Raw genomic sequence first — 10,265 nt, 5'->3', positions numbered from 1 at the left:
CGATGGACCCCCGCATGGCCGAACTGCTCACCCCGTACCTCAAGTTCCTCAACGGCCGCGAGCTCGGCCCCGACGACTCGCTGCGCGAGCGCGGGCTCGACTCGATGCAGTCGATCAACGTGCTGTTCGAGATCGAGGACGTGTTCGGCATCTCGCTGCCGGACGAGGACATCACCGACGCCACCTTCGCCACCGGCGCCACCCTGTGGACCGCGGTGCACGCCCAGCTGGAGCGCGAGGGGGTGACGTCGTGACCACCGCCCCGCTCACCGAGCTCACCGGGCGCGTCACCAAGGTCGCCGAGGAGCACGTCCGCGAGACCGACGCCGCCGCCGCGTTCCCGGTGCAGGCCCTCGACGAACTGCGCGCCACCGGCCTGCTGGGCCTGCTGGTGCCGGCCGAGGACGGCGGCCTCGGCGGCTCGCTGGCCGACGTGCTGGCGACCAGCGCCGAGCTGGGCCGGGTCGACATGTCGCTGGCGATGGTCTTCGCCATGCACTGCCAGCAGGTCGCCGCGGTGCTCGCGCACGCCGAAGGCCGGCTGCGCGCGGAACTGCTGCCCGAGATCGCCGCGGGCCGGCTCTACCTCGGCTCGGTCACCACCGAGGCGGGCAAGGGCGGGCACCTGCTGACCGCGGAGTCCGCCGCGGCCTGGCGCGACGGCGAGCTGCTCGTCGACCGCTTCGCCCCGATCGTCACCGGCGGCCGGTACGCCGACGGGTTCCTCATCACGATGCGCGCCCCGGACGCCGAGGCGGACAACCAGGTGTCGCTCGTCTACGCCGCCCGCGACCAGCTGGAGATCGAGGAAGCGGGCGGCTGGGACCCGCTGGGCATGCGCGCCAGCGACAGCGGTGCCCTGCGGCTGCGCGGGCGCCTGCCCGCCCACCAGGTCGTCGGCCGGCACGGCGACTTCCACACGATCGTCACCACGGTGTTCGGCCCGCTGGCCCACCTGGGCTGGGCGTCCTGCTGGCTGGGCACGGCGGCCGGGGCGCTGTCCCGCGTCATCCGCTCGCTGCGGGGCAGCCGCGGCCGGACCGACCTGAGCTCGGAACTGCTGCTGACGCGGCTTTCGCGGGCCCGGCAGCGGCTGGACACCGTGCACGCGCTGATCGGGCACGCCCGCGAGGTGGTCGAGGCCACGGAGGACCTCAGCACGCCGAAGGTGCAGCTGCTGATCAACGCCGTGAAGATCACCGCGGCCGAGGAGTGCTACCGGGCGGTCGACGAGCTGGTCGACGCCGTCGGGATGCGCCACGGCTACCTGCGCGACTCCCCGACGCGGCTGGAGCAGTCGCTGCGGGACCTGCGCTCGGCGGTGCTGAACTACAGCAACGACCGGCTGCACCTGGCCGACGGCCGGCTCACCCTGCTCGACCAGGAGGTGCGTTTTGCCTGACGCAGCCCTCCTGGACGGCGACCTGCTGTCCACAATGGACCCCGACGCCGGCGGCGGCGAGGTGTGGCACCACCTCGGCGCGGCCGGGGTGCTGCGGGAGCAGTACCGGCGGCGCACCGCCACCGGCCTGGTCGCCGACCCGGAGCGGCTCGCCGCCACCCTGCGCGCGGTCGACGCCCGCGGCGACAACGGCGTCACCTTGAGCGTGCTGGTGCAGTCGGCGAGCGCGCTGCCGATCCTGGCCACCGCGCCCGGCCCGGCGTTCGACCGGGTCGCCGACGGCGAAGCCGAGATCGCGCTGGCGGCCACGGACGCCGCGGCGCCCGGCTCCGACCTCACCGGGCTGGGCACGGAGGTGGACCTCGACGGGGACGTCGTCCGGCTGTCGGGCGCGAAGCGGTGGGTGACGACGGCGACCCGGGCCGGGTACTTCCTGGTGCTGGCCCGGCACCGGCCCGGCCGCCACTTCACGGCGTTCACCTGGGTCCTGGTCCCGGCGGACACGCCGGGCGTGCGGGTCACCGCGGCGGCGACGACCCTGCTGGCGGGCGCGGGCACCGGCCACGTCGAGTTCTCGGACGTGCGGCTGCCGTCGTCGGCCGTGCTGGGCCGGCCGGGCCGCGGGCTCGCGCTGTTCGCCCGGCACATGGGCACGGAACGGCTGGCCGGCGCCCAGTGGGCGACCGCGCTCACCAGCCGGGTGCTGGCCCGGACCCGGACCGCGCTGGGCGGCCGGGAGATCGACGGACGCGCGTTGTGGGACCACGACACCGTCCGCCAGGAGTTCGCGGGCTGCCTGGTGCGGGTGCGCGAACTGCGCGCGCTGTACGAGGCGCTGGGCGAGCGGGTGGTGGAGGAGCACGACCTGACGAGCGCGGCGGTGCTGAAGGCCGCGGTCGGCCTGACGGCCGACGACGTGCTGACCCGCTGCGCACGCTGGCAGGGCGCGGACGGCTTCGCCGACGACGGTTTCCAGCTCCTGCGCGCGGAAGCGGCGGTGTTCGGCATCGGCGGCGGCGTGACGGAGCTGATGCTCGGCGCTGTCGCGGACGGCGCCGAGGCCCTGCTGACGGACCTGCGCTCATGAGTACCGACGGCGCCGCGGTGGTGCGCGGAACTCCCACCGCGACCACGGCACCAGACCGCACCGGGGTGGCGGCCACCTCGCCCAGCAGCACAGCGGTGGTCCGCACCCCGTGGACCGTTCCGGCCGACCGCGGCCAGGCCACCCACCCCGCGGCCACCGCACCCGACAGCACCGAAATCGCGCCCGGCGTCTGGATCGCTTCCACCACCCGAGCCGACCTCGCCGGATCCCCCACCCTCGCCGAGGACCTCGCCGACGCCCGTACCCAGTCGGCCTGGCGGCGCGGTGAATTCCTCGCCGGGCGGCAGCTGCTGCGGTGGCTGCTCCGGCGCGTCCGGCCCGACCTCGCCGCGCTGCCCCTGCGCGCCGAGCCGGCCGGGAAGCCGCGGCTGGCCGGGGCACCGGACCTGCCCGGCATCACCGTCTCCCACGACGGCGACCGGATCGCCGCGGCCGTGTGCGCGCACGGGGATGTCGGCATCGACGTCCAGCTTCCGCCGGCGCAGCTGTCCGACTCGACCGTCCGCCGGTGCCTCGGCCGGCACGCCCCGGTCGTCGCCGCGCTGCCGCGGGCGTGGCGGGCGCGGGAGTTCGCCTGGGTGTGGACCGTGCAGGAGGCGTGCGTCAAGGCCGCCGGCACCGGGCTGGCCGGGCGGCCGTGGGCGATCGACGTCCCGCCCGGCGCGGTGTCCGGGCACTGGGGCGGCTTCACCTGGCTGAGCCTGCGTCACCGGTCCGCGGTGCCGCTGAGCTGCGCCTTCCCCACCCGCTGACCCACCACGACCACGGAGGCCGACGTGCACCTCATCAACGCCCCGGACGTTGTCCCGGAGCTCAGTTGCTACACCACCAACCTGGTGGCCTACCTCGAACCCGACGACGCGGGCGTGAAGACGCGCCTGGCGCACGCCGTGCGGCTGGCCGTGCGGCGCGACGGCGGGGACCTCGTGTTCGCGCAGCACACCCGCGTCGACGACGCCGGCGCGCGGGAACCGCTCGGCTACCGCGGCGCCCCGACCTGGGCGGGCGCCGCCGGCGAGCTCGACGCCGAACTCGCCCGCTCCGGCCGGGTGCTGGCCGTCGCCGACACCTTCCACCTGCCCTGGTCACCGGCCCACGAGACCGCGCACTCGCCGCACTGGCTGCTGCTGCTCGGCCGGCGCGACGACCGGTGGCTGGTGGCCGACCACTTCTGCGCCCTGACCCCGCTCGGCGCGCAGGAACCCTTCCTCGGCTGGCTGGACGACACCGCGCTGGAACTCGCGCTGGCCCCGCACAGCCCGTGGCCGGCGGAGATCGCCAACCGCGACCGGCACGCGCTCGGCGCCGCCGTCGAGCCGGTGCACGCGGACCTGTTCCGCTGGCTGGCCCGCGGCGCCGCCCCGCCCGCGCCGGATCCGGGCGCCTGGACGTGCGTCCTGCCCGAGGTGCTCGAGCGCGTCGGCGGGGTGCTGGCCGAGGACGAGACCGCCGCCGCCCGCTACGGCGACGACCTGTGGGCGGCGAGCCGGCACTACACCTACCGGCTCGACGTGCTCGCCGCGAACGGCGAGATCGGCGCGGACGAAGCCGCCGCGGCCGCGGTGAGCTGGACCGAACTGCCCAAGGTCGTCCGGTTCGCCGCGGCGTCCGCCGCCCGCGGCAAACCCCGCAGCGGGCTGCTGCGGCGGACCTTCGAAGACCTGCTGCGCACCAACGGCAAAACCGGCCCGGAAAAGGAGGCCTGAGAACGATGGAAACCCTGTACCAGTGGTTCGCGGAGTCGGCGGCCAAGCACGCCGGCGCGCCCGCGCTCGAAGTCGGGACCCGCACCCTCACCTACACCGAACTGGACGACCTCGCCGGGCACGTGGCGGCCGACGCCGCCGCCGCGCTGGGCGCCGTCCCCGCCCGCATCGGCGTGCTGGCCGAGCGCAGCGTGCTCACCTACGCCGGCTACCTTGCCGGGCAGCGGCTGGGCAGCACCGTCGTGCCGCTGAACCCGGCGTTCCCCGGCGAGCGCAACCGGATGATCGCCGAGGCGGCCGGGCTCGACCTGGTGCTCACCGAAGAGCCCGCCGGCCTCGGCGTGCCGGAGCTGGTGATGACCGAACCCGCCGGCGTCCCGCGCACGCCGCCCGCGTCCGAGCCCGGCGACCTGGCCTACATCCTGTTCACCTCGGGTTCGACCGGCCGGCCCAAGGGCGTCCCGATCCGGCACCGCAACGTCGGGGCCTACCTCGCCCACGTCGTGCCGCGGTACGGCATGGCGCCGGGCAGCCGCGTCTCCCAGACCTTCGACCTGACCTTCGACCTGTCGGTGTTCGACATGTTCACCGCCTGGAGCGGCGGCGCGACGCTCGTCGTCCCGAGCCGCGAGGACCTGCTGGCGCCGGTGCGGTTCGTCGCGGAGAAGGAGCTCACGCACTGGTTCGCGGTGCCGTCGATGGTGTCCTACGCCCAGCGGCTGCGCAGCCTGCGGCCCGGCAGCATGCCGTCGCTGCGCTGGAGCCTGTTCTGCGGGGAACCGCTGACGACGCAGCAGGCCGGGGCGTGGCAGCGGGCGGCGCCGGGCGGGATCGTGGAGAACCTGTACGGCCCCACGGAACTGACCATCAGCTGCGCGCAGTTCCGGCTGCCCGCCGACCCGGCGGACTGGCCGGCCACCGCCAACGGGACCGTGCCGATCGGGCACCCCCACCCGAGCGTCGGCCACGTCGTGCTCAACGACGAGGGGCGCCCGGCCGTCGAGGGCGAGCTCTGCGCGCGCGGGCCCCAGCGGTTCCCCGGCTACCTCGACCCGGCCGCGAACGAAGGCCGGTTCTACCACTTCGGCCCGGGCGACGAACGCGCGCGGCCGCACGGCCCGGGCGACGAGCTCGACGACTCCGCGTGGTACCGCACCGGGGACCGGGTGTGCTGGCAGGACGGCGCTCTGGTCCACTTGGGACGATCGGACCAGCAGGTGAAGGTCCAGGGCTACCGCGTCGAGCTGGGCGAAATCGAAGCCGTGCTGCGGGAGCAGGACGGGGTGCGCGACGCGATCGTGCTCGCCCTGCCCGGCAGCGGCGGCACCACCGAACTGGAAGCGGTGTGCACGGGCGGCGGCCCCGACCCCGACCGGCTGCTGGCGGCCGTCACGGCCCGGCTGCCCGGGTACATGGTGCCCCGGCGGATCGGCGTGCTGGACGAACTGCCCCTCAACGTCAACGGCAAGATCGACCGTTCGGCGCTCACCGCGGACGCGATCGGGCAGCGCGGATGACCGCCGCCGCCCCGGAAGGGAACACCATGGAAACCACATCGGTGCTGGTGCCTCAGGACGGCTTCCGCCAGGCGATCGCGAAGCTGCCGACCGGCGTCACGGTGCTCACGACCGTCGCCGGCGACTCCCCCGTCGGGTGCACGGCCAACGCCGTGATGTCGCTGTCGGCCGACACGCCGAGCGTGCTCGTATCGCTGGGCAGCCGAAGCCGGACGCTCGCGGCGATCCTGGAAACGGGCCGCTTCGCGGTGAACACGCTGTCGTGGGCGCAGCGGGCGCTGACCCGCAAGTTCGCGGTCGGCAGCCCGGCCGAGCGCTTCGCCGGGGTGCCGTGGCGCCCGGAGCGCCGCATCCCGGTGCTGTCCGCGGCGGGCGTGGCGCTGGTCTGCGAGGTCGGCGACACGGCAACCCTGCTGGACCACACGGTCGTGGTCGGGCAGGTGGTCTGGCTACGGGACACGAACGCGACGCCGACTGTCCTGTATGGACGGGAGCAGTACCCGCTCGGGGCCTGAGGAAGCATCAAGGCGCCCGGCCCGCCCTCCCTCGGGAGGCGGGCCGGGCGCCTTTGATGCCTTCAGAGGGCGAGCCGGGCGCGTGCCCCATCAAACGCCCGGCCCGCCGGGGTCGGCGGGCCGGGCGCTTTCGTACTGCCTGTCAGAGGGCAGAGCGGCGAGCCGGGCGCGTGCCCGCGTCCGCCACCTGTTCCGCGGTCGCCCGCGCCGCTGCGTCGAGCAGGACCGAAAACCGCGGGTCCGTGCGGATCTCGCGGTGCCAGGCCATCTGGGTGAAGACCTGGAACGGTGCCGTCCACGGCACCTCGACCAGGCGGCCCTCGGCCAGCTCGGTCGCGACGCTGAGCCGGGGCAGCAGGGAGATGCCCAGGCCCGCGGTCAGCGCGCGCTTCACCGCGTCGATCGATCCGAAGGACAGCGCGCGGACGCGGGTGTCACCCGCACCCTCGAGGGTCCGCTCGAACAGGCGCTGGTAACCGCTGCCGCGGTGCGCGCAGAGCAACGGCTGCCTCGCCAGCCGCAGCGTCGGCACCGGCTCCGGGCCCAGCGGCCCGTCCTGGCCGGCCACCACGACGAGCGGCTCCGGGCACAGCAGCGTCGAATCGGCCTTCGGCGAGGACCCGCAGACGTCGATGAAGAACGCGCAGTCGACGTCGGAATCGCCGATCCGGCTCCACGGATCCTCCTCCAGGGGAAGGATTTCCAGCGCGAGCTCGGGATGCCGGCGGTACAGGTACTCGACGATCGGCACCAGCCGGTAGGAGGTGAGGCCGCTGTCGGCGCCGACGGTCAGCGCGTCGCCGGGCGTGGTGCCCGCGAGCACGGTCTCCTCCGCCAGCCGGCTCAGCTTCACGATCTTGTGGGCGTAGCGGCGAAACCGCTGGCCGGCGGTGGTCAGCCGGATGAGCGCGCCGGTGCGGTTGAACAGGTCGCAGGCGAGGTCGCGTTCCAGTTTCTTGATCCGGGCGGTGACCGTCGGCTGGGCGACGCGGAGGTCGTTCGCGGCCTTGGTGAAACTCGACTGCTCGGCCACGCTGAGGAAAGTGGTGAGGGAGGCGGTGTCCACGGCTCCGATCACCGCCGGGCCGGGCGCGCGGCGCGGGGGCCGGCCCCCGCGCGGGTGTTCCTTTCACTGAGCGGGACGGATTTTCGCGGAACGGCTTCCGCACGTGCGGCGTGGATCCGGCGGGAAGGGGCCACGGCGGTCCACCGGCGGGCTCTCCGGGCGGCCGTGGTGACCGCTTTTCCGCGGTCGTGGCACAACTCGATACCCGGAACCCATTCCCCCAGCGGCCGGCTGTTCGCGGCCGGCACGGCACTGTTCACGACGTCCTTCTCCCGATCGGCACCCGCAGCTCGTTCCCGGCTGCGGATGAACTCTGGTGTTCCGTCGGTACTCCCGGCCGGAGCTGCGGTGGTCAACCCCGGCCGGCCATCACCCGCAAGGGTGACTTCTTGCGAATTACCACTCATTCGGAACGGACAAACTACGACCATCGGGCGGGCAGGAAACGCTTTCCCTTTCACCGGCCGTGGTCGATACCGCACGGTGCTTCACTCCAAAAGACCATCGTCGCCGGTGCCCATTCCCGAAGCACCGGTTTCCGTTCTGCGTTTTCCGATCCGTTTCCGGCCCGGCGCGGCGGATTCAGCCGAACACCAGGCGCAGCAGGGCGGTCACGACGGCGGCGCCGACCATCGCGGTCAGGATCGACCGCTTTCCCGCCAGCAGGAGAACCCCGACGCCGACGCCCGCCAGCGCGGTCACCGTCCGCATCGGCGACACCGCGCCCGAGGACGGCCAGAGCAGCGTGACCACCAGCCCGGCGATGAGCGCCGGGGTCGCACAGGTGAGCGCGGTGCGCAGCCAGGTCGGCAGTTCCCGGCCGCCCGCGGCCAGCGGCACCACGACCCGCAGCGTGAGCGCGGTGACGCCGAGGGCCAGCACGATGATCCACTGGTACGTCATCGCCGCACCCCCAGAACCGCCCCCGTCACGCCGCCGGCGGCCCCGGCCACGAGCACCGGGACACCCGGGGGCGCCCAGAAGACCAGCGCGGCCGCGGTGACGACACCGAGGACCGCGAGGCCCCACGCGCGCGCGTCCTTGAGGTGCGAACGCAGCAGGCCGAGGAAGAACACCGGGTAGGCGGCGTCCAGCCCGAGGCGGCCCGGGTCGCCGATGGCGTCGCCGAGGAGGGCGCCCAGCCCGGTCCCCGCCGTCCAGCCGCACAGGCACAACGCGCCGGCCAGCCGCAGGGTCCGGAGATCGTACTGGCCCTCACCCCGGTGGGCGACCGCCCACGAGCCGTCGGTGATCAGCATCGCCGTCCCCGCCCGCGACCAGGCGGACCCGGTCAGCGCGGGGGCGATCGTGGTGCCCATCAGCAGGTAGCGCGCGTTGAGCGCGGCCGCCGCGCCGACCACGGCCCAGACCGAGCCGTGTTGCGCGATGACGGCGACGGCGCCGTACTGCGCGCTGCCGGAGAACACGAGCAGCGACATGGCCACCGGGGCCAGCACGCCCATCCCGACCGAGGCCGCGAGCGCACCGAACGCCATGCCGTCCGCCAGGTCGGCGGCGGCTACCGGCAGCACCGGACGCAGTGTCCGGACCGGCTCAGCGGTGGTTTCGGTCACGATGTCCACCTCCTTGAGCTCGACGTTACCAACAGAGGCATGTGTTGGTAACCCGGTCTCGGGGCTGTACCCGTGATTCTCTTTTCCAAACCACGTTTTCCCGCTTTCGGTAACCAGCAGACGGCGATACTGGTAACCTTGGGGGCATGACTCCGCGTCCGGCCGCACCTGCCCCCCTCGCGGTGGTCCAGAGCCTGGTCAACACCAGCGAGCTGCTGGAGGACCGGGACGACCTGACCACCCCGGCGGGCCTGGTGACGTGGGCGGCGGCCGAGGGCCTGCCGTGCCCGGCCCGGCCGACACCGGCGGATCTGGCGCGGATGCGCCGGTTCCGCGAGGCGCTGCGGCACCTGCTGGGCGGCACCCCGGGCGGAGTGAACGCGCTCAACGGCGAACTGGCCCGCACCGGCACCCGGCCCCTGCTCGCGGCCGGAGCGACGGTCGAGTTCACCGGCGACGACGCCACCGCCCTGGACAAGGCGATCACCCGGGTGCTCGCAGCGGTGATCACAACCAGCCTCGACGGCTCCCTGCACCGGTTGAAGACCTGCGCGGCGGAGGACTGCAGGTGGGCGTTCTACGACCGGTCCCCCAACGTGGTGAGCCGCTGGTGCGAGACATCGGTCTGCGGCGCCCGGCACAAGATGCGCGCCTACCGCGCCCGCCAGGCCGCCGGAACTACCGCGTAGTCCGGCCGGGGTGCATCGGCCCGCCGGATGGGGACGCCGCGGGGAAGGGCGAGTCCGCGGTTCCTGGCCGCCGGGTGGTGACACCGCGGCGAACGCTGACGCCGCCCATTTCCGGCCTCCGGAGCGAACGCCGACCCCGCCACTTCCGCCCGCCGGAGCGAACGCCGACCCTGCCACTCCCGGCCGCCAGGTGGCAGCGCAGCAACGGATGCGGGCTCCGGTCGCCACCATGCCGTGCCCGGCCGGCGCGTCAAGTCGTTCCGGTCGGCGGGAGCACTGTCCACCGCTGCCCCTCACCGCCCAGAATCGCGGCCATGCCGACCCAGCCGCACGCCGAGGCGCTTCAGGTGAACATCCGGATCGACCTACCCGGCCGGGCCGCCGATGCCGCCGTCGTCGCCGCCCGCGCCCGGATCCCCGTCCCGATCACCACCGTCCGCGGTGTCGGTTACCGGTTCGAAAGCTCGGCACCGGTGGCCCTGGCATGACCGGCACAGTGCTGCTGCTCCCCGGCGGCCACGAGCACCCGGGGCTTTCCGCGCGACTGGCCTTCGAAGGGTACCGGGTCGTCGCCGTGGCCTCCGCCGCCGAAGTCGCCGAGCTCGCCGAAGCCGCCGAAGTCGCCGGCGCGCTGCGTGGCGCCCCGGTCCCGGTCGTCCTGCTCGGCAGCGGCGCCGGTGCGGTCCGC

12 protein-coding genes are annotated in these 10,265 nt (G+C 74.2%); 9 read left to right on the top strand and 3 right to left on the bottom strand.

Going from position 1 to position 10,265, the window contains the following annotated elements; translation table 11 throughout:
* Positions 1-2 precede the first annotated feature (2 nt).
* The 7 genes from ABZW17_RS10685 to ABZW17_RS10655 are packed head-to-tail and all read left to right on the top strand — an operon-like array spanning position 3 to position 6,248.
* Positions 3-254 (top strand): phosphopantetheine-binding protein, encoded by a 252-nt coding sequence (locus tag ABZW17_RS10685; protein ID WP_354811874.1) that lies wholly within the window; start codon positions 3-5, stop codon positions 252-254.
* Positions 251-1,402, top strand: coding sequence for an acyl-CoA dehydrogenase family protein (locus ABZW17_RS10680; protein ID WP_354811872.1), 1,152 nt, complete (start codon positions 251-253; stop codon positions 1,400-1,402). The genes ABZW17_RS10685 and ABZW17_RS10680 overlap by 4 nt, the downstream gene beginning before the upstream one ends.
* The gene (locus ABZW17_RS10675; RefSeq protein ID WP_354811870.1) at positions 1,395-2,489 is read left to right on the top strand and encodes an acyl-CoA dehydrogenase family protein; all 1,095 of its coding nucleotides are present in this window, start codon (positions 1,395-1,397) and stop codon (positions 2,487-2,489) included. The genes ABZW17_RS10680 and ABZW17_RS10675 overlap by 8 nt, the downstream gene beginning before the upstream one ends.
* Positions 2,486-3,262, top strand: a complete 777-nt coding sequence (locus ABZW17_RS10670; RefSeq protein WP_354811868.1) for a 4'-phosphopantetheinyl transferase superfamily protein — start codon at positions 2,486-2,488, stop codon at positions 3,260-3,262. The genes ABZW17_RS10675 and ABZW17_RS10670 overlap by 4 nt, the downstream gene beginning before the upstream one ends.
* A 24-nt stretch (positions 3,263-3,286) precedes the next feature.
* Positions 3,287-4,216, top strand: a complete 930-nt coding sequence (locus ABZW17_RS10665; protein ID WP_354811866.1) for a hypothetical protein — start codon at positions 3,287-3,289, stop codon at positions 4,214-4,216.
* 5 nt (positions 4,217-4,221) lie between these two features.
* Positions 4,222-5,733, top strand: coding sequence for an AMP-binding protein (locus ABZW17_RS10660; protein ID WP_354811864.1), 1,512 nt, complete (start codon positions 4,222-4,224; stop codon positions 5,731-5,733).
* 26 nt (positions 5,734-5,759) lie between these two features.
* Entirely contained in the window at positions 5,760-6,248 is a 489-nt protein-coding gene (locus tag ABZW17_RS10655) for a flavin reductase family protein (protein ID WP_354811862.1), read from the top strand.
* A 142-nt stretch (positions 6,249-6,390) separates the two neighbouring features.
* Here the strand turns inward: ABZW17_RS10655 and ABZW17_RS10650 are convergent, their stop codons facing one another.
* The 3 genes from ABZW17_RS10650 to ABZW17_RS10640 form a co-directional block, all read right to left on the bottom strand.
* On the bottom strand, positions 6,391-7,314 hold the full coding sequence (locus ABZW17_RS10650; RefSeq protein ID WP_354811860.1) for a LysR family transcriptional regulator: 924 nt from the start codon (positions 7,312-7,314) through the stop codon (positions 6,391-6,393).
* A gap of 582 nt (positions 7,315-7,896) precedes the next feature.
* Positions 7,897-8,217 (bottom strand): AzlD domain-containing protein, encoded by a 321-nt coding sequence (locus tag ABZW17_RS10645; protein WP_354811858.1) that lies wholly within the window; start codon positions 8,215-8,217, stop codon positions 7,897-7,899.
* The gene (locus tag ABZW17_RS10640) at positions 8,214-8,888 is read right to left on the bottom strand and encodes an AzlC family ABC transporter permease (protein WP_354811856.1); all 675 of its coding nucleotides are present in this window, start codon (positions 8,886-8,888) and stop codon (positions 8,214-8,216) included. Before ABZW17_RS10640 ends, ABZW17_RS10645 begins: the two co-directional genes overlap by 4 nt.
* 146 nt (positions 8,889-9,034) lie before the next feature.
* Here ABZW17_RS10640 and ABZW17_RS10635 point away from each other — a divergent pair, with 146 nt between their 5' ends.
* Complete coding sequence (locus ABZW17_RS10635; protein WP_354811854.1) at positions 9,035-9,577, top strand: CGNR zinc finger domain-containing protein; 543 nt, start codon at positions 9,035-9,037, stop codon at positions 9,575-9,577.
* Positions 9,578-9,891: 314 nt separating this feature from the next.
* Positions 9,892-10,065: a hypothetical protein gene (locus ABZW17_RS10630; protein ID WP_354812053.1), complete on the top strand. Its 174-nt coding sequence runs from the start codon at positions 9,892-9,894 to the stop codon at positions 10,063-10,065.
* Positions 10,066-10,265 lie beyond the last annotated feature (200 nt).

This window comes from Amycolatopsis sp. NPDC004625 (genome assembly GCF_040609695.1).
Classification (GTDB): domain Bacteria; phylum Actinomycetota; class Actinomycetes; order Mycobacteriales; family Pseudonocardiaceae; genus Amycolatopsis.
The sequence above is the reverse complement of the archived record's forward strand: the minus strand, read 5'-3'. Positions and strand labels throughout refer to the sequence as shown.